Origin of the sequence: Pseudorhodoplanes sp., assembly GCF_046289595.1 — a bacterium.
Classification (GTDB): Bacteria; Pseudomonadota; Alphaproteobacteria; order Rhizobiales; family Xanthobacteraceae; genus Pseudorhodoplanes.
In genome coordinates, this window is the sequence record NZ_JBKBVB010000048.1 from 14,087 (window position 1) to 31,755 (window position 17,669).

21 protein-coding genes and 2 pseudogenes are annotated in these 17,669 nt (G+C 64.6%); 14 read left to right on the plus strand and 9 right to left on the minus strand.

The annotated features are described in order from the left end of the window. Positions 1 to 101: 101 nt before the first annotated feature. Positions 102 to 722, minus strand: a complete 621-nt coding sequence (locus ACK41X_RS11955) for a methyltransferase family protein (protein WP_409723198.1) — start codon at positions 720 to 722, stop codon at positions 102 to 104. A gap of 130 nt (positions 723 to 852) precedes the next feature. Here ACK41X_RS11955 and ACK41X_RS11960 point away from each other — a divergent pair, with 130 nt between their 5' ends. Next, positions 853 to 1,839 (plus strand): amidohydrolase family protein, encoded by a 987-nt coding sequence (locus ACK41X_RS11960; RefSeq protein WP_409723201.1) that lies wholly within the window; start codon positions 853 to 855, stop codon positions 1,837 to 1,839. 10 nt (positions 1,840 to 1,849) lie between these two features. On the opposite strand, the gene ACK41X_RS11965 is transcribed toward ACK41X_RS11960, so the two are convergent. The 6 genes and pseudogenes from ACK41X_RS11965 to ACK41X_RS11990 form a co-directional block, all read right to left on the minus strand. Next, a complete protein-coding gene (locus tag ACK41X_RS11965) occupies positions 1,850 to 2,242 on the minus strand; it encodes a type II toxin-antitoxin system VapC family toxin (protein WP_409723204.1) in 393 nt (130 codons plus the stop codon). After that, entirely contained in the window at positions 2,239 to 2,460 is a 222-nt protein-coding gene (locus tag ACK41X_RS11970; RefSeq protein WP_409723207.1) for a FitA-like ribbon-helix-helix domain-containing protein, read from the minus strand. The genes ACK41X_RS11965 and ACK41X_RS11970 overlap by 4 nt, the downstream gene beginning before the upstream one ends. Before the next feature lie 40 nt (positions 2,461 to 2,500). Further along, on the minus strand, positions 2,501 to 2,800 hold the full coding sequence (locus ACK41X_RS11975; RefSeq protein WP_409723210.1) for a hypothetical protein: 300 nt from the start codon (positions 2,798 to 2,800) through the stop codon (positions 2,501 to 2,503). Between the two features lie 33 nt (positions 2,801 to 2,833). Beyond that, entirely contained in the window at positions 2,834 to 3,082 is a 249-nt protein-coding gene (locus ACK41X_RS11980) for a hypothetical protein (RefSeq protein WP_409723213.1), read from the minus strand. 45 nt (positions 3,083 to 3,127) lie between these two features. Continuing rightward, the gene (locus ACK41X_RS11985) at positions 3,128 to 3,649 is read right to left on the minus strand and encodes a c-type cytochrome (RefSeq protein WP_409723255.1); all 522 of its coding nucleotides are present in this window, start codon (positions 3,647 to 3,649) and stop codon (positions 3,128 to 3,130) included. A gap of 147 nt (positions 3,650 to 3,796) precedes the next feature. Next, positions 3,797 to 3,970 (minus strand): annotated as a pseudogene (locus ACK41X_RS11990) (DUF1127 domain-containing protein); the annotation flags it as partial. Between the two features lie 229 nt (positions 3,971 to 4,199). Between ACK41X_RS11990 and ACK41X_RS11995 the strand changes: the two are divergent. From ACK41X_RS11995 to ACK41X_RS12010, 4 genes are all read left to right on the plus strand, one after another. Then, a complete protein-coding gene (locus tag ACK41X_RS11995) occupies positions 4,200 to 5,117 on the plus strand; it encodes a LysR family transcriptional regulator (RefSeq protein ID WP_409723216.1) in 918 nt (305 codons plus the stop codon). A 176-nt stretch (positions 5,118 to 5,293) separates the two neighbouring features. Beyond that, entirely contained in the window at positions 5,294 to 6,256 is a 963-nt protein-coding gene (locus ACK41X_RS12000) for a Bug family tripartite tricarboxylate transporter substrate binding protein (protein WP_409723219.1), read from the plus strand. 121 nt (positions 6,257 to 6,377) lie between these two features. Further along, positions 6,378 to 7,208 carry an extradiol ring-cleavage dioxygenase gene (locus ACK41X_RS12005; RefSeq protein ID WP_409723222.1) on the plus strand — a complete coding sequence of 277 codons (831 nt, stop codon included), beginning with the start codon at positions 6,378 to 6,380 and terminating at the stop codon, positions 7,206 to 7,208. Positions 7,209 to 7,234: 26 nt separating this feature from the next. Then, positions 7,235 to 7,507: a hypothetical protein gene (locus tag ACK41X_RS12010; protein WP_409723225.1), complete on the plus strand. Its 273-nt coding sequence runs from the start codon at positions 7,235 to 7,237 to the stop codon at positions 7,505 to 7,507. A 439-nt stretch (positions 7,508 to 7,946) separates the two neighbouring features. Here the strand turns inward: ACK41X_RS12010 and ACK41X_RS12015 are convergent, their stop codons facing one another. Continuing rightward, a complete protein-coding gene (locus ACK41X_RS12015) occupies positions 7,947 to 8,672 on the minus strand; it encodes a M15 family metallopeptidase (protein ID WP_409723228.1) in 726 nt (241 codons plus the stop codon). Between the two features lie 99 nt (positions 8,673 to 8,771). Here ACK41X_RS12015 and ACK41X_RS12020 point away from each other — a divergent pair, with 99 nt between their 5' ends. The 9 genes from ACK41X_RS12020 to ACK41X_RS12060 all read left to right on the plus strand — a co-directional run bounded on the left by ACK41X_RS12020 (position 8,772) and on the right by ACK41X_RS12060 (position 17,343). After that, positions 8,772 to 10,064: a glutamate-5-semialdehyde dehydrogenase gene (locus tag ACK41X_RS12020; RefSeq protein WP_409723231.1), complete on the plus strand. Its 1,293-nt coding sequence runs from the start codon at positions 8,772 to 8,774 to the stop codon at positions 10,062 to 10,064. A gap of 16 nt (positions 10,065 to 10,080) precedes the next feature. Beyond that, a complete protein-coding gene (locus ACK41X_RS12025; protein WP_409723234.1) occupies positions 10,081 to 10,752 on the plus strand; it encodes a nicotinate-nucleotide adenylyltransferase in 672 nt (223 codons plus the stop codon). Between the two features lie 126 nt (positions 10,753 to 10,878). After that, positions 10,879 to 11,268 carry a ribosome silencing factor gene (rsfS, locus tag ACK41X_RS12030; protein ID WP_409723236.1) on the plus strand — a complete coding sequence of 130 codons (390 nt, stop codon included), beginning with the start codon at positions 10,879 to 10,881 and terminating at the stop codon, positions 11,266 to 11,268. A gap of 18 nt (positions 11,269 to 11,286) precedes the next feature. Continuing rightward, positions 11,287 to 11,769, plus strand: a complete 483-nt coding sequence (gene rlmH / locus ACK41X_RS12035; RefSeq protein WP_409723239.1) for a 23S rRNA (pseudouridine(1915)-N(3))-methyltransferase RlmH — start codon at positions 11,287 to 11,289, stop codon at positions 11,767 to 11,769. A gap of 62 nt (positions 11,770 to 11,831) precedes the next feature. After that, on the plus strand, positions 11,832 to 13,187 hold the full coding sequence (locus ACK41X_RS12040; RefSeq protein WP_409723241.1) for a murein hydrolase activator EnvC family protein: 1,356 nt from the start codon (positions 11,832 to 11,834) through the stop codon (positions 13,185 to 13,187). Next, positions 13,184 to 14,527 (plus strand): S41 family peptidase, encoded by a 1,344-nt coding sequence (locus ACK41X_RS12045; RefSeq protein WP_409723244.1) that lies wholly within the window; start codon positions 13,184 to 13,186, stop codon positions 14,525 to 14,527. Before ACK41X_RS12040 ends, ACK41X_RS12045 begins: the two co-directional genes overlap by 4 nt. A gap of 159 nt (positions 14,528 to 14,686) precedes the next feature. Next, positions 14,687 to 15,841 carry a divergent polysaccharide deacetylase family protein gene (locus ACK41X_RS12050; protein ID WP_409723247.1) on the plus strand — a complete coding sequence of 385 codons (1,155 nt, stop codon included), beginning with the start codon at positions 14,687 to 14,689 and terminating at the stop codon, positions 15,839 to 15,841. A 94-nt stretch (positions 15,842 to 15,935) separates the two neighbouring features. Further along, positions 15,936 to 16,439, plus strand: coding sequence for an RNA pyrophosphohydrolase (locus ACK41X_RS12055; protein WP_409723249.1), 504 nt, complete (start codon positions 15,936 to 15,938; stop codon positions 16,437 to 16,439). A 121-nt stretch (positions 16,440 to 16,560) separates the two neighbouring features. Next, positions 16,561 to 17,343, plus strand: a complete 783-nt coding sequence (locus ACK41X_RS12060; RefSeq protein WP_409723252.1) for a tellurite resistance TerB family protein — start codon at positions 16,561 to 16,563, stop codon at positions 17,341 to 17,343. Positions 17,344 to 17,426: 83 nt separating this feature from the next. Here the strand turns inward: ACK41X_RS12060 and atpC are convergent. After that, a pseudogene (gene atpC, locus ACK41X_RS12065) lies at positions 17,427 to 17,669 on the minus strand (F0F1 ATP synthase subunit epsilon); the annotation flags it as partial.

A 17,669-nucleotide genomic window follows, 5' to 3' on the forward strand; every position in this document is an offset into this window, starting at 1 on the left:
GTGTCCGGACCGTGCTGAAACAGCACGAAAAGGGCCCAGAGGGGCCCGCCGTTGCGCCGGTTTATGGGGGCAAAAGCCGGCCAAGTCAAGGAAATGGCCGCTCAGTACAGCCGGAAAAAGGGATCGATATGCGCGGCGTCCCGCAGGGTTTCGAGGGCTTTGAGGCCCGGCGCGGCCAGCAGGAACAGCGTCGCATCGAAGAAGGTCCGGCGCACCAGAGCGGGCCGGACCACAAGGGTATCGGCCTCGTGCCAGCGGCGAAAATCCGGCAAGAACCGCGGCACGCGATCCCGATAGCGGGCGAACTCGGCCGGAAAGCGCTCCGCCAGCGCCCGCTCCTCGTGGCGGACGACCACGGCGAAGATCGCTATTGTCGCCGCGGCACAGATCAGCGCGAAGACGGCGCTGCCGACCTGGGCGCCGAGGCCAAACGCCGCCATCGCCGAGAATATGTAGAGCGGATTGCGCGTGACCGAATAGGGCCCCTCGGTGACGAGGCGGTTGAGTTTGCTGCCGCCGATATACATCGAACACCAGGTGCGGCCGAGGATGCCGGCAAGGATGAAAACGATTCCGCTGCGCTCGACGATTTCATGCCAGGGCGCGCTTTCGGGCGAAACCGGCTGCATCGCCATCAGCAGGCCAAGGCCGACAGCGGCGGCCCCAACGACAATAATCTTCCGCTGCCATTGTTGGCCGACCAGATCAAATGCGATAGCCATAGAACCCCACTGACATCCCCGTACCCAATCAAGCGAACAAAGCGGCAAATCGTAGGCGTGATCGTCACGGCTTCGAGGCTTTACAATCGCCGCGCAAGAAAAGCACTGAGGAAATGCCAAAGGACAGCCCATGACGGTGATTGACGTCCACACCCACATGCTGACGCTCGACTATCTCGAGCTTCTGCGCGCCAACGGCACCGGCAAATACACGCTAAGGAAGACCAGAGCCGGGCAGGACGCGGTGCATCTCTACGATGCGCCGTTCATGACGCTGTTTCCCGGCATGTGGGACTATGAGCTGCGCATCAGGAAGATGGATGAGGCCAAGGTCGATGTCGCAATCGTCTCCTTGACCTGCCCGAACGCCTATTGGGGCGGACGCGCGGTGGCGCTGAAGGCCGCGCAAATCGTCAACGACTCGATGGCCGAGCAGCAGCGCGCAAGACCGGACCGCATCCGCTGGTTCGCCTCGCTGCCGTTTCAATATGCCGATGACGCCAGGGCCGAACTGGCGCGCTGCGTTCAGCTCGGCGCGGTCGGGGTGATGGTGATCGCCAATATCGACGGCGACGACCTGACCGATCCGAAATTCGCGCCGGTCTGGGCCGAGATCGACAAGCTGAAGCTACCCGTTCTGGTGCATCCCGGCGCGCCGCAGGGCGTGCGCGAGCAGCACATGGACGAATTCAACATGATCCCGCCGGTCGGATTCATGTGCGACACCACGCTCGCCTTCACCCGCATGATCTATTCCGGCTTCCTCGACAAATATCCGGACATCAAGCTGATCGCCTCGCATGGCGGCGCCACGCTGCCCTATCTCGCAGGCCGCCTCGACCGCTGCTGGGAAATGATCCCGGGCTGCGCCGAGGTGATCAAGGACAAGCCGTCCGCCTATCTGCAGCGCATCTGGTACGACACCGTGGTCTACGACCAGCGCGCACTCGAGCTTTGCATCTCGGTCGCCGGATCGCCGGACCGCGTGCTCTACGGCTCGGACTATCCGCACAATATCGGCGACATGATCGGCTGCCTCGCGCGCGTGAATGCATTGCCGGCCGATCAGGCCAAGCGGATCGCGGGCAAGAATGCGGAGGCGCTGTTCGGACTCTAAACAGCTGCGGTCAAGCCAGTTCGATACGCGCACGATGACCGGCGGCACCGGCAAGACGCCGGTCCCGTGTCAGCAACGGCACATCCAGCGCTTCGGCGAGCGCGACATAGACCGCGTCATAGGCCGTGAGATTGCGCCGCAATTCCCAGACCCGCGGCAGCAAGACATCATGCGGATATCGCCGCACCGGAAAGTCCAGCAGATCGCTGAGCGCTGCCCGTCCGCGGCCATCGTCAATATCGCCGCTGGCGACATATCGCCTGATCACCTGCGCGACCTCAACGTCGAGAAGGTGAGGCGCGTGCAATGTTTGTCCCGGCGCGAACAGGCGGCGCTCGACGTCAGGTGCCGCCTGCGTGCGAAGGATCACTTCGAGCAGAGCCGAGGCGTCGACAACGATCATCGGCTATCGCGTTCCGCACGAACAGCCCGAGCCGGCGGCAAGGATGGTGCTGTTTCAGAGCGGCTTTGCAAGCGCGCGCGCAGTTCGTCCAACGTCGGCCGCTCGGCAGCCTGCCGAATCTCACTCAGCAGATAATCCGACAGTGACATGCCCGCGAGCGCTGCACGCGCCTTGAGCTTCTTGTGCAGGGCGTCAGGCACGTTGCGGATCTGGATCATCGTAGCCATGCGGATAACATTAATGCATGTGCATCACATGTCAATCAGCGGAAGGGTTTCGATGCGCAGGGCCGCCTCGTGCCCCCAGCAGCCGCTGCCAGATCGTGCCGCCGAGAAAGCGCGTGAAAACGACGAAGTAGATCGCGATCAGGGCAAAGACGGAGATCGCCGGAGCGCCTTCGAGCTTGAACCCGTCGTTCGTCAGATTGCCGGTCAGATAGCCGACGGCGTAACCGGCAATATAGAGCACAAAGAATAAGTCCAGCACGGCGGCAAGGACCTTGCGCCAGATTGCGATGGGCCTGGCATTGCGTGCGGGGGTGACTTCGATTGTCGACATGGCAGGACCTTTCGTTTCGGGTTTGAGAGAACGTCACTGTTTACCGCCGACGGGTTTCAGGCGGACGGTCAGATTGCTGGCCTTCCACTCGCCTTCGGACGGAAGAAAGTCGAGTTCGTAAACGACATGGGTTGAGCCGGCATCGAAGAAGCCGCGCAGGATTAGCGCGCCGGACTTGTCGATATGCGATGTCGATGCGAGGAGCGCCGCCACGAGAGCGGCGGCAAGCCGCAGGGACAACGCACCGGCAACAGAGAGCGATGGTCGTGCAAACGGGTTCATGACACTGTTTCCGTTCTTTCGGATTGCGGGGCCGGTCCGCGGGCGTTACTTCGGCGCCGCGCCTTTGGTTGCCTTCGCGTGCGGCGGCACGATCTTCATCACGAAGGACGTCGGCTGTTCGCCCGGTCCGAACGGGCCCGGCACCTTGTTCGTCACCGGCGGCAGGCTCTTGAGATAGACAGCGATCGCACGCACATCCTGCGCGGTCAGGTTCGCAAACGCATGCCAGGGCATGATCGGCGCAAGCTCGCGCCCGTCCGGCCGTCGTCCTTTGGTGATGGCGTCCGCGATCTGGTCGAGCGACCAGGTGCCAAGACCGGTTTCGCGGTCGGGCGTCAGATTTGGACCGTGGAAGACACCAAGCCCCGGAATCTCGAAGCCGACCTCGGAGCCGCCAAGAAAGCGCGCCATGTCGGGCTTGCCGAAGAAATAGCCGGGCGTGTGGCAATCGTTGCAGCCGCCCAGCGTCACGAGATATTGGCCGCGCTTGACCCGCGCATCCTGCGCGCCGGCGCAATCCGCGCCCGCGAACACCAGGGTCGCTGCCAGCGCCGCGGAGAACAACATCCGCAAGAGCGCACCGGCCGCCGGACCCCGGTCGCGGCTTTGAAACAATCGTCGCCGGGCCGTGCTGCGGTTGATGCGATCCACGGCAGGGCGCGTCGTGTCGCCCCTGCCCGCAGCCAGCGCCTCCGCCACGAAGCGGATATCGCAGCGGTTGAGACCGATGTCGCGCAGCATCAGATCGGGCAACGCATGCAACTGACGCCGCACGCTTGCGGCAACGACCCTGCGCTCCAAGGCTTGCGCAAGCGCGATAGCGAAATGGCGGACGCGGGCCGCCAAGCTCAATTCCTTGACGGGACGATCCAGTGAAACATCGGTCATGGCAGACTCCTTCCGTGGCGCATCGCGATGCGCGTAGCGTCGGTCGGCTTCGCTGCGCGGAGCCGGACTTTGAGGGCAGATCAGGGCGTGGCGCCGGGCTCAGGTGGACCGGTAAGCCTCTGTTTTCGGTAGCGATTGTTCCTTCGCTGTGCCGCTGAGATACGTCTGGCCGCAACCGGCAACAATCAGCGATGTTGCCAAGCCATTCTGCATTTTTGCAGTATGACGCATGATCGACTGGTCGGATCTGCGGTTCGTCCTCGCGGTGGCGCGTGCAGGGTCAGCCTTGCGCGCGGCGCAGGCGTTGAACCTCAATCAGACAACGGTGATGCGAAGGATCGCCCAGCTGGAAGCCGGCATCGGCGCGACGCTGTTTGAGCGCAAGCAAAGCGGCTACCACCCGACGCCGCTTGGCGAGCGGATTGCCGCGGTCGCTGCGCGCATCGAACAGGACGTCAATGCTCTCGAAAGCGCGATCAGCGCGGAGCGGCGCCAGGTGTCCGGCAGCGTGCGCCTGACGACCAGCGAGGCCCTTGCGAGTCATCTCGTTGCGCCATTGCTGCCGGTCTTCCGCAAACAACAGCCCGGCATTCTCATCGAACTGCTCGCAGAGGACCGGCGGCTCGACCTGGCACGGGGCGAGGCGGACATCGCCTTGCGTACCGGCTCGCGGCCGGACAGCGCAGGTATCGTCGTACGCAGGCTGCCGGATGTGGCGTGGAGCGTGTATTGCAGCCGCTCCTATGCCGACGAATACGGCGCACCGGATTCGGCGGACGCGCTCGACGGCCACGCGATCCTTGCCGTGGATGGCGCGCTTGCCAATCGGCCGGCGGCGATGTTTCTGATCCGCGCCGCCCCCAATTCCAAGGTGAGCGCGCGCAGCAACAGCCTTGCCAATCTCGTCTCCGCACTGAAAGCAGGACTGGGCATCGCCATGCTGCCTTGCCTGATCGGCGATACGGAGCCCGGCCTGGTCCGTTGCCTGCCGCCGATCAAGGACGTCGGCTCCGAGATGTGGATGATCGTGCGGCAGGATGTGAAGTCCGCGCCGCATGTCCGCGCCTTCGCCGATTTCCTTGCGGCAAAAATTCAGACAATGCGTGCACAGCTGGCTGGCGAAACGCAACCCAACTCTCCGGCGTGAGATTTCAGCGCGAAGTCCGACTCGCCGGCTCTGCGCTCGGTGCACACGCGCGCATTTCAATCTGGTGAAAGTTCACGGATGTGAACGCGCGTTGGCGGATCAAATGCCGCGTTGGCTTGATGCGCCGGCCTATGCCAAAACCTCCCGCAACAATCGCCGTGAAAGAGGGAACGCCCATGCTCAAACCGACGATGGCGCTCGTCGCCGCTTTGCTTGCCTTCGCAACGTCTGCACATGCGCAATCCTGGCCCGCCGGCCAGCCGATCAAGGTGATCATCCCGTTCACCGCCGGCAGTGCGACCGACGTCATCGCGCGCACCGTGTTCGAACAGGTCGGCAGCCAGATCGGCCAGAGCTTCGTGATCGACAATCGCGTCGGTGCCAGTGGCACGATTGGTGCCAACGCGGTCGCCAAGGCCGATCCGGACGGTTACACGCTGCTCGTCAATTCGTCGTCCCACACCATCACGCCGTCGACCTTCTCGAACCTGCCCTACGACACCGAGAAGGATTTCGCGGCGGTGATCCCGCTCGCCAATCTCGCCAATGTGCTGGTGGTGTCGCCCGCCAAGTACAAATCGGTGAAGGATCTGGTCGAGGCGGCGCGCGCCAAGCCCGGCGTCCTCAACTACGGCACGGCAGGTTCCGGGAGCGCATCGCATGTCAATGCCGAACGCTTCCTGCTCGCCGCCAATGCCAAAGCGCAGCATGTGCCGTTCAAGGGCGCGCCCGAAGCCTTGCGCGAAATCGTCGCCGACCGCATCGACTTCTACTTCACGCCGCTCGCGCCGGCACGCGGCCTGATCAACGACGGCAAGCTGGCGGCAATCGCGGTCTCGTCGTCGTCGCGGAGCAAGGCGCTGCCGAATGTGCCGACCACGATCGAGTCCGGCATCCCCAATTCGGAATACGATTTCTGGATCGGGCTGTTCGCACCGGCCAAGACGCCCGCGCCAATTCTCGAGCGGCTGCACAAGGAGATTGCGGCGGCCCTGGCCAATCCGGGCGTGCAGGAAAAGCTGACCAAGCTCGGCGCCGATCCCATGCCGATGAGCGCCGCCGATTTCCGCGCCCTGATCGGCAAGGAGATCAAGAGCAATGCCGAGCTGGTGAAGGCAGCAGGGATCAAGCCGAATTAGGCAAAGGGAGGGCAATGGGGTCGTGGCCGGGCTTGTTCCGGCCACCCGTGTCCCGCACCCGACGAGCTCGGATGCCCGGCGCAAGGCCGGTCATGATGACGGAAGAAATCGGAGAATTCACTTGGCTCAGATCGTCGCGGCCTATGGCTTGCCGCATACACCCTTCTTCCCCTCCAAGGTCGAAGAGGAGGGGCCGTCGTCGCCAACCGGCATCATGTTCGGCAAGGCGCGCGACTCGCTTGCAGCGGCAAAGCCAGATGTCATCGTCATTTTCGATACCGACCACTACAACACCTTCTTCTTCGACAACTTCCCGATTCTCGCAATCGGCATCGACGAATCGTTCCGCGGCCCGAATGACGAGCCGCGCGGCGGCATGACAATCTATGATGTGCCGTCGCTGCCGAAACTCGCGACCGCGATTCACAATGAGGGCGTGCGCGCGGGCTTCGACATCGCAACGTTGCGCGACTTTTCCTGCGACCATTCGGTGATGGTGCCGCTGCATTTCGTCAATCCCGGCATGAAATGGCCGGTGATCCCGTTTTTCATCTCGGGGCACGTGCCGCCGCTGCCGCCGGCCCGCCGCTGCTTCGAACTTGGCAGACAGGTGCGCAAGACGCTGGAGGCCTATCCGGAGAACCTCCGGATCGCGATCATCGGCACCGGGAGTTTTTCGCTCGAGGTGTTCGGCCCGCGCATCCGCCTTGGCTTCACCGACGGCGTGCCCGATCCAGACTGGGTGCACGAGGTCTGCCGCTATCTCGAAGCCGGCGACACCGACGCCCTGATTGCTGCGGCGACCGAGGATCGCATGCATGCGGCAGGCAATGTCGGCGGCGAACTCCTCAACTGGATCGCGATGCTGGCCTTCACCGACAATCGCAAGCCCGATTTCCTCGACAAGCAGATGGAAAACGGCCACGCCTATGCCGGCTGGCGGCTCGCCTAGGCACAGAACCGGACTGGAGGGATACGATGAGCGTTCTCGAACTCAACCGGCTGTGCCGCGAAACCCTTCGCGATCACGATTTCCGCAAGGCCATGCAGACCGATCCGGAGCGCGCGATTGCGCGCTACCGGCTGACCGACGAGGAGAAGCGCGCGCTGCTTGCGGGCGACGTGGTGACGTTGCACCGCATGGGGGTGAATGACTTCCTCATGGGTTATCTCGCGCGCTTCAATATCTGCGGCTTGAATATCCCGATCTACAGCGAGCGGATTCGCAGCGCCGGTCCGGGCGGACACTAATCTGCCGCAATCTGAGCCGGCGGGCGGCTTCTTGTTACCGTTTGTTGCAATACTGCCGCGCAGTGTTGCCGAACCGCATGTTGATACATTGTGGCGGACTTCGATGTTACCGCAGCAATGGAACCAGGCGCCTCTATGCTCTCGTCCAGTGGTTGGGCGTATGCGAGTCGCTGAAGTACCGGCCGTCCAGCGGTCGGAATGTATCGTTGCGTATGCGTTTCGACGGACGGTTCGACAAGCCGTTTATCACTCTGGCGGGTGCTCCCCCTAAACCGGCACCTGCCGCGGTTCGTCGAGAGGCTGGGGGCGATTCTTCGTCCGGTACGCCGCCACTGCGTCGATGATAACGAGACATTCCGGTGCCTCCCGGAATGTCTCGTTATTTTTTTGGCCGGGCCGGAGCGCTTGTTCGCACGCGTTTGCATCCACGCGGCTTTGCTTATCGCACCGGAAAATCGAAATAGCTGTTCGGGAACGGCTCGTTGCGCAGCGTGAAGTGCCACCATTCCTTGTCATAGGGAATGAAGCCGCGCGCGCGCATCGCGTCGGCGAGTAGCCTGCGGTTGGCGCGGGCCTCGGCGCTCACACGCCCGCCCTGCCCCGATTGCGGCGACAGGAAATCGAACGGCGTGCCCATGTCGAGCTCTTCGCCGCCGGGCAGCGTCACCAGCGTCAGATCGACCGTCGAGCCGCGCGAATGGCCGGAGCGCGAGGCGATATAGCCTTCACGGAACAGGTTGCCCTTGGCGACATGCGGATAGAACTCGGCCTTGGTGCCGGTGTCGGGATCGCGCGCCCAGCGCACGAAATGGCGGACGGCACGCACCGGCCGGTAGCAATCGAAAACCTTCAGGCCTAAACCCCGCGGCCGCAAGTCACGCTGTACCGCAGCGAGCGCCGTCGCTGCCTGGTGGGTCAGGAGGCAGACCGGCGCCTCATAGCCGTCGACACGCGCGCCGACGAAATTCGCGGCGCCGAAATAACGCATGTCGACCTTAAGGTCGGGAATGACGGCGGCGGCGTCGGCGAAGCTCGGCGGTCTGGTCTGCGCGTTCAAAAGCGATCCCGTCAGCAGGAGGCCGAAAAGTGCCAGGACCGGCAGCTTCAGGCTTGCGGCACGATGCCCCGTACGCGCCGATTCTTCAATTTTTACAATAGCATCCATATAAAATCGTGATCCGCATGAGGCCGTTTTCGCCGCTCTGCAACTCGCCCGGGTTCAGCCTTCCATGTTAGGATGAATTTTCGATCTGAAAACAATCACATGACCGCACCGCTCAAATCCGTCGATTCGACCGCTTCCGTTGCGCGCCTGATGCAGGATATCGGGCTGCGCGCGCGCAAAGCCGCGCGCAAACTCGCGCTGGCGCCGGCCGCACAGAAGAACACGGCACTCGCCGCCATGGCCAAGGCGATTCGCGCCGCTACGCCGGACATCGTTGCCGCCAATGCCGAGGACGTCGCCGAAGCCAAAGCCGCAGGCGTTGCCGGCTCGTTTCTCGACCGCCTCACCCTCGACGAGAAACGCATCGCGGCCATGGCCGACGGCCTCGACGCCATTGCCGCGCTGACCGATCCGGTCGGCGAGGTCATGACGCAATGGACCCGCCCGAACGGCATGACCATCGAGCGCGTGCGCACCCCGATCGGCGTCATCGGCGTGATCTACGAAAGCCGCCCCAATGTCACCGCCGATGCCGGCGCGCTGTGCCTGAAGGCCGGCAATGCCGCGATCCTGCGCGGCGGCTCGGACTCGCACCGCTCGTCGCGCGCCATCCATGCCGCGATGCTTCAAGGACTTCGCGCCGCCGGGCTGCCGGAGGATTCGATCCAGCTCGTCCCGGTGCGCGACCGCGCGGCGGTCGGCGAAATGCTTGCAGGTCTTTCCGGCAATATCGATGTCATCGTCCCGCGCGGCGGCAAGAGTCTGGTCGCCCGCGTGCAGGAGGAAGCGCGGGTGCCGGTCTTCGCGCATCTCGAAGGCATCTGTCATGTCTATCTCGACAAGGCCGCGGATGCGACGATGGCAAAGGACATCGTCTTGAACGCCAAGATGCGCCGCACCGGCATCTGCGGCGCCGCCGAGACATTACTGATCGACACAGGCGCGGACGAGACGACCTACCGCCCTGCGGTCGACGCGCTGCTCGATGCCGGATGCGAAATCCGCGGCGACGACGCGGTCCGGAAACTCGATCCGCGAATCAAGCCCGCGGCTGCGGACGATTTCGGCAAGGAATTCCTCGACGCCATCATCGCCGCGAAATTCGTCGACGGCGTCGACGGCGCGATGGCGCATATCGCGCAGTTCGGCTCGCAGCATACCGATGCCATCGTCACGCAAGACGAGGCCGCTGCGGAGCGTTTCCTCAATGAGGTGGATTCGGCGATCGTGCTGCACAACGCGTCGACCCAGTTCGCCGATGGCGGCGAGTTCGGGTTCGGAGCGGAGATCGGCATCGCCACCGGCCGCATGCATGCGCGCGGACCGGTCGGCGTCGAGCAATTGACCTCGTTCAAGTATCGCGTGCGCGGTTCCGGGCAGACGCGGCCGTGACACTATTCCGGTCGCGATGAAGCCCGGCGACTCCCCGCCCCGCACGCTGGTTAAAAGCGTCGTCAAGGAACGCGTCACCCTGCCGCTGCACGCGCCCGGCATGCGCATCGGCCTGTTCGGCGGCTCCTTCAATCCGGCGCATGACGCACATCGCGCGGTCAGCCTGCTCGCGTTGAAGAAACTGAAACTCGACCGGCTGTGGTGGCTGGTCACCCCGGGCAACCCGCTGAAGGACACGCGCGATTTGCCCCCGCTCGAGGAGCGGATCGCGCAGGCGGCGGCGCTTGCCGGTCATCCGCGCATTGACGTCACCGGCTTCGAAGCCGTCATCGGCACGAAATATTCCTGCGATACGGTCAAATGGCTTCTCGACGAGGCACCGGGCACGCATTTCGTCTGGATCATGGGCGCCGACAATCTGAAGAACTTCCATCACTGGAAGAACTGGCGCGAGATTTTTCTCATGCTTCCGGTCGCCGTGGTCGATCGTGGCGGGCTTTCGCTGCAGGCGGCCTCCGGTCCTGCCGCGATCAGCTTCGCCAAAGCCCGCATCCCCGAAACCCGCGCTTCTGCCCTGCCCGGCCTGACCCCGCCGGCCTGGGTCTACCTTCACGGGGTCAAGTCCGACCTGTCCTCGACCGCCATCCGCCAAGCCAGAGACCGCGGCACGGAACGCGATGGCGGTTGAAAGATTTAACCCGACGTGCCTACAGTTACGGGTGTTGAGTCCCCATATCTGCCGGGCGCAACCGTAGAAGGAAAGGATCCCCTGAGCACACCAGCCCTCGCGCGGACCCGTGCCAAGACCAGTGCCGTGCCGCGACCCGTTCCGGAGGTGCGTGACGCCTCCGAGACCATGAACCTGATCCTCGAACGCCTCGAAGAGATGAAGGCCGAGGACATCGTCACCATCGACCTTACCGGCAAATCCTCGATCGCAGACGCTATGGTGGTGGCCTCCGGCCGCTCGAACCGCCATGTCGGCTCGATTGCGGACGATGTCGTGGAACATCTGAAAGGCATCGGGCTGAAGGGCATCCGGGTCGAGGGCCAGCCGCATTGCGACTGGGTTCTCGTCGACGCGGGCGACGTGATCGTTCACGTCTTCCGGCCGGAAGTCCGGGATTTCTACGCCATCGAAAAGATGTGGTCGGGCAGCAAGGGCCGGAAGAGCGAAGACGCCGCCCGGCGTCAGCCGAGCTGACGCCGGAGCACCGATCCGATGCGCCTGCTGGTGCTCGCGGTCGGGCGCATGAAACAGGGCGCGGAAGCGGACCTCGCTGCGCGTTATCTGAATCGCGTTAGCCAAGCCGGCCGCGGCGTCGGCTTGCGCAGCATCGAGGTCGTCGAAATCCGGGAAAGCCGCGCACAGGACGCCGCGCGCCGCAAGCTCGAGGAAGCCATCGCGATCGCCAACGTGATCCCCGACGATGCCGCGCTGGTTCTGCTGGACGAGCAGGGCGAAGCGCTGGGCAGCGCGGCGTTCGCCGAAACCCTGGCGCGCTGGCGGGACGGCGGACAGGGGTCGGTCGTCTTTGTCATCGGCGGCGCCGACGGCATTGCCGAAACCCTCCGCGAGCGAGCGAAGATCACCCTGAGCTTCGGACCCGCAACCTGGCCGCACCAACTGGTCCGAATTATGCTTTTGGAACAGCTGTACCGGGCTGTCACAATCCTGTCCGGACACCCATATCATCGCGATTAAGACCCGCGCCACGAACGGCCCGGGCATAAGATGGCCGCGATTGGGCGGCACCGTGGATGCTGATGAGCGGTCTTGGCACGCAAAGCGCGGTTTTCCGCCCGGTTTTGGCGGGAGCGACGTTTTTTGCGGCCATGATCGCCGGTCCTGCGGCCAGCCCTGCACAATCAGCGGCCGAGAATCCGGGTCTGCAAAGTGGTGGCGGCAGCGACATCCTGAAGGCGCGGGAAAAGGAACTTGCGGCACTTCTTGCCGAGCAAAAACGCGCCGCTGAAAACGAGGCCCGGCTGCGGGCCGAAATCGAGACATTCGGGGCCGACCGGCGCAAACTCAATGCGGACCTGATCGCAACCGCCGCGCGGATGCGCGAGACCGAGGCGCGGCTGTCGGCAACGGAGGGAAGGCTCGCTCCGCTGCAAGACCGGGAAGCCGGGTTGCGCCACTCTCTCAACGAACGCAGGGCAACAATTGCGGAGATTCTGGCCGCGCTGCAGCGCATGGGCCGGCGGCCGCCGCCGGCGCTTCTGGTTGCGCCGGAGGATGCGGCGCAGACGCTCCGCAGCGCGATCCTGCTCGGCGCCGTGGTGCCGCAATTGCGCGACCGGGCCGCACAAATTGCCGCCGATCTGTCTGCCTTGCAGACGTTGCGCACGGAAATTGCCGGCGAGCGCACGAAATTGTCGGCCGATCTGAAATTGCTGTCGGACGAGCAGCAGCGCATGACGATCCTGGTCGAGCAGCGGCAGAAGCAGCAGGCCGAATCGGAGCGTGCCCTCGATCAGCAGCGCGCGCGGTCGGTTGAACTGGCCCGGCAAGCCGACAGCCTCAAGGATCTTGTCGCGCGTCTCGAGCAGGGACTGGACAGCGCGGCGCGCGCCGCCGCGCCCGGCGCCGATCACAAGACCGCGACCCGGCCGGCGCTTGCTGCGCTCAGCGATCCGGGACGGCTGGCGCCTGCGGTGGCGTTCGCATCGGCCCAGGGAACTCTGCCGATGCCCGTCCATGGCGTGAGAATCCGCAATTTCGGTGCGGCAGACGGCATCGGCGGCACCGAACGCGGCATTTCCGTCGCAACGCGACCGGGCGCGCAAGTGACCTCACCCTGCGACGGCTGGGTGGTCTATGCTGGGCCATTCCGATCCTATGGCCAACTCTTGATCCTGAATGCCGGGGGTGGGTATCATATCGTGCTCGCCGGAATGGATCGTATTTCGGTCGATATCGGACAGTTTGTTCTGACCGGCGAACCTGTCGCGATGATGGGCAGCGGGACAGCTCAGGTGGCGGCCGCTTCGTCTGTTGGCACAGGCCAGGTGGGAGCCAGCCAGCCGGTCCTTTACGTCGAGTTTCGCAAGGACGGCATACCCGTCGATTCCGCCCCATGGTGGGCAAAGAAAGAAAGTGAGAAGGTCCGCGGATGATGCGCAAGACATTCTTGGTACTCGTGGGTGCCGCGGCGGGCGCTGCGCTCACTTTGGTCGCGGTGCAGCCGCATGTGGTGTTTTCCGGCATGAGCGCCCGTGCGGCGGCGTCGTCCGACACCTATCGTCATCTCAACCTGTTCGGCGATGTGTTCGAGCGGGTGCGCTCCGACTATGTCGAACGTCCCGAAGACGCCAAGCTGGTCGAGACGGCGATCAACGGCATGCTCGCCGGGCTCGATCCGCATTCCAGCTATATGGACGGCAAGAGCTTCCGCGACATGCAGATCCAGACCCGCGGCGAGTTCGGCGGGCTTGGCATCGAAGTCACGATGGAAGACGGCCTCGTCAAGGTGGTGTCGCCGATCGATGAGACCCCGGCGGCAAAGGCCGGCATTCTCGCCAACGATATCATTACCCATCTTGACGACGAAGCCGTTCAGGGCCTGACCCTGAACCAGGCGGTCGAGAAGATGCGCGGGCCGGTCAACACCAAGATCAAGCTGCGCGTCATGCGCAAGGGCGCCGAGAAGCCGCTGGAAATCAGCATCACCCGGGACATCATCCGCGTGCGCGCGGTCCGCTCCAACACGCAGGGCGACGATGTCGCCTATATCAAGATCACGCAGTTCAACGAACAGACCACCGAAGGTTTGAAGAAGGCCATCGCCGACCTGTCGACGCAGATTCCCGCCGACAAACTCAAGGGCTACGTGCTCGATCTGCGCAACAATCCGGGCGGTCTGCTCGATCAGGCGATCTCGGTCACCGACGTGTTCCTGGATCGCGGCGAGATCGTCTCGACCCGCGGACGCAATGTCGAGGAAACCCAGCGCTTCAACGCGCGCGCGGGCGACCTGACCAAGGGCAAGCCGATCATCGTGCTGATCAATGGCGGCTCGGCATCGGCCTCCGAGATCGTGGCCGGCGCATTGCAGGACCACAAGCGGGCGACCGTGCTCGGCACCCGCTCCTTCGGCAAGGGCTCGGTGCAGACCATCATCCCGCTCGGCGCCGGCAACGGCGCGTTGCGGCTGACCACCGCGCGCTACTACACGCCGTCCGGCCGCTCGATCCAGGCCAAGGGCATCAACGCGGATATCGAGGTGCTGCAGGATGTCCCCGAGGACATGAAAGCGCGCGCGGAGTCGAAGGGCGAGTCCTCGCTGCGCGGCCATCTGAAGGCCGACGGCGAAGAACAGACCGGCTCGCAATCCTACATCCCGCCGGATCCCAAGGACGACAAGGCGCTGAAAATGGCGGTGGACCTGCTGCGCGGCACCGTGACCAACTCGGCCTTCCCGCCGAGCGGCAAGCGGGCCGAGGCGCCGAAGCGTTGAGTTTCAGCGCATAAGAATACCGGCGGGGCGGTCCTGAGGACCGCCCCGTTTTGTTTGACGGACCCCTCAGGTCGCAACGTCAGGTCGCGAACCGGGACGCGCGGACGGCAAAGGTCTAGAATCATCGAATGATTCGCCAATCCCGGACGATCCGCCGCCGTGGATGATCTCGACAAACCGCTGGGACAAAATCCGTCTCCCGAACGGCGCCTGCCTCTCGGACGTTTTGCGGCGCGCGGCCTTGCGGCGCTGCTCGGCGGGGCGCTCTCGGTCTTCGTGATCTGGGCGGCGCTGGTGCGCGATCCGCTTGGCGGCGAGCCCCGCGCGGAGGCTCCGGTGGCACCGGTCGAGACCGCCGAGGCGGCGAAAGCGGCCCCCCAAGCTGCGCCCGCAGAGCGCGCGGCCGCGGAGACGCCGCCGCCCGGCACCCAGACCGTCACCATCATCGACGGCACCAGCGGCAAGCGGCAGGACGTGGTGATCGCCGCGTCGTCGGAGACCAGACAGAGCGGCGGCGACCCGCGGTTGCTGGAGCAATCGCGTCACGGTCCGATCCCGCGGATCGCAGCCGATGGCGCGCGCCCTTCCGACGTCTATGCGCGCAAGCCGCCTGCCGGGAAGCCGAATCCGGACGGCCCGCAAATCGCGATCGTGGTGGGCGGACTCGGCATCAGCGCCACGACGACCGCGGGCGCATTGTCAAAACTTCCCGCGGCGGTCACGCTCGCGTTCACGCCCTACGGTTCGGACCTCGGCACGCTGGTTTCGCAGGCGCGCGAGAAGGGCCATGAAGTGCTGTTGCAGGTTCCGATGGAACCGCACGACTACCCGGACAACGACCCCGGTCCGCAGACCTTGCTGTCGTCGCTGTCGGCAGACCAGAATATCGACCGGCTGCATTGGCTGTTCAGCCGCATGCAGGGCTATGTCGGTGTGACAAACTTCATGGGCGCGCGCTTCACCGCGTCCGATCACGCGCTGGCGCCGGTGATGCGCGATCTCTCCAAACGAGGCCTGATCTATGTCGACGACGGCTCCTCGCCGCGCAGTCAGGCCGGCCAGATCGCAGGCGCCACCAAGCTGCCTTATGTGAGAGCGGAGGTCATCGTCGACGCGGTGCCGAGCGCGGTGGAAATCGACAATGCGCTGGCCCGGCTGGAGGCGCTGGCGCGCGGCCGCGGCATCGTGGTGGGCTATTCCTCGGCGCTGCCGGCCAGCATCGACCGGATCGCCAAATGGGCAAAGGCGGCCCAGGGACGCGGCATCACGCTGGTGCCGGTCACCGCCGCCGCCGTCCGCGCGCGATCGTCCTGACCGCGCCGCCTTTGCGGGCCGAGGCGCGCCTTGCAATCGCGTTCTTGCAATCGCGTTCTTGCAATTGTGCGCGGTGCGAGGACACAATTCGCTTATGGCAAACGACAATTACGATTCCCTGCCCTATCGTGCCTGCGTGGGGATGATGGTGCTCAATCCGGCAGGGCAGGTCTTTATCGGGCGGCGGACCAACGGACCGGAGCATGTAGACGCTCAGCATTCCTGGCAGATGCCACAAGGCGGCGTCGACGAAGGCGAGGATCTTTACGCCGCCGCGTTGCGTGAATTGCAGGAGGAGACCAGCATCCGCTCGGTGGTCAAGCTCGGCGAGATCGAGGACTGGCTGAGCTACGACATTCCGCGCCAGATCGCCGGGCGCGCCTGGAAGGGCAAGTATCGCGGACAGAAGCAGAAATGGTACGCCTTCCGCTTCACCGGCAACGAGAAGGAGATCAACATTCTCAATCCGGCCGGCGGCCACAAGCCCGAATTCGTCGAATGGCGCTGGGAGCCGATGCGCAACCTTCCGGGCCTGATCATCCCGTTCAAGCGGCCGGTTTACGAGGCGGTGGTGAAGGAATTTTCGCGCTTCCTGTGAGCCGCGGCCGCGGCGCCACATCCGTCAGATTTGTGACTTTTGGCCGCACCCGTTTCGGCCTGACCGTGGCGCATTTCATCCCTAGCTCCGGACGGTTTGCAACGGAGACCCGGTCATCGCCATGCTGGACGCGAAACGTCTGCTCGACCAATTCCTCGGTGCGCCCACCCAGGGCGGACTCCCCCAGATTCCGGAACGCGGCAGAGTTCCTGCACCGCAGGGCGGCCTGGACGGACTCGCCGGCAGCCTCGGCACTATCCTGGGCGTCAGCCTTGGCGGCATCGGCGGCGGCGCGGCGGCGGGCGGCCTCGCCGCCCTCTTGATGGGCTCGAAGTCCGGACGCAAGATGGCCGGCAACGCCTTGAAACTGGGCGGCATGGCGGTGGTCGGTGCGATCGCCTACAAGGCCTATCGCGACTGGCAATCCGGCAAGGCCATCACCCCTTCGACATTTCCGCCGGGCGCGCAAATGCCCTTGCCCCCGCCTCCTGCGGACACGCCGTTCATGCCCGCGCGCGAGGCCGAGCAGCAGTCGCTCAGCCGCCATCTGCTCCGCGCCATGATCGCGGCGGCAAAGTCCGACGGTCACATCGACGCCAAGGAACAGGCTGCGATCTTTGCCGAGATGGACAAGCTTCCGCTCGACGTCGACGACAAGGCGTTCGTCATGGACGAGCTGCGCAAACCGCTGGACGTCGACGCGGTGGCGCGGGCGGCGTCGACGCCGGAACAGGCGGCAAGCATCTACGCCGCTTCGCTTCTGGCGATCGACGTCGACAACCCCTCGGAGCGCGCCTATCTGAGCCTGCTTGCAGCGCGGCTTAATCTCGACGAGGCGCTCGTCAAACATCTGCACGCATCCGTCGAGGGCGCGACCCTGCCCGCAACGGCGCCCGCCGCCTGATGCCGCTGCCGCGATCAGCGCCGGGCCCAAAACAAAAGCCGGGCATCGCTGCCCGACTTCTTCCTTTCCAATACGCCGCGCGCTCAGTGCATCGCGGTGCCTTGCAGGTGATAGTCCAGCGAGCGGAAATGATCGAGCCGGGCGATCTCCTTGTCGACCGACTCGCTCGTGCTCATTTTCGCGACCTTTTCTTCCGTCATCTTGATGTGCTGCGCGAGCAGCGCGCGATCGAAATCCGCGACCGGGGCGGCGTGATCGGCAAGCACCGTGAGGCCCGACGGCGAAACCTCGGCAAAACCCCCGAGCACCACGATCCTCTCCTCGCT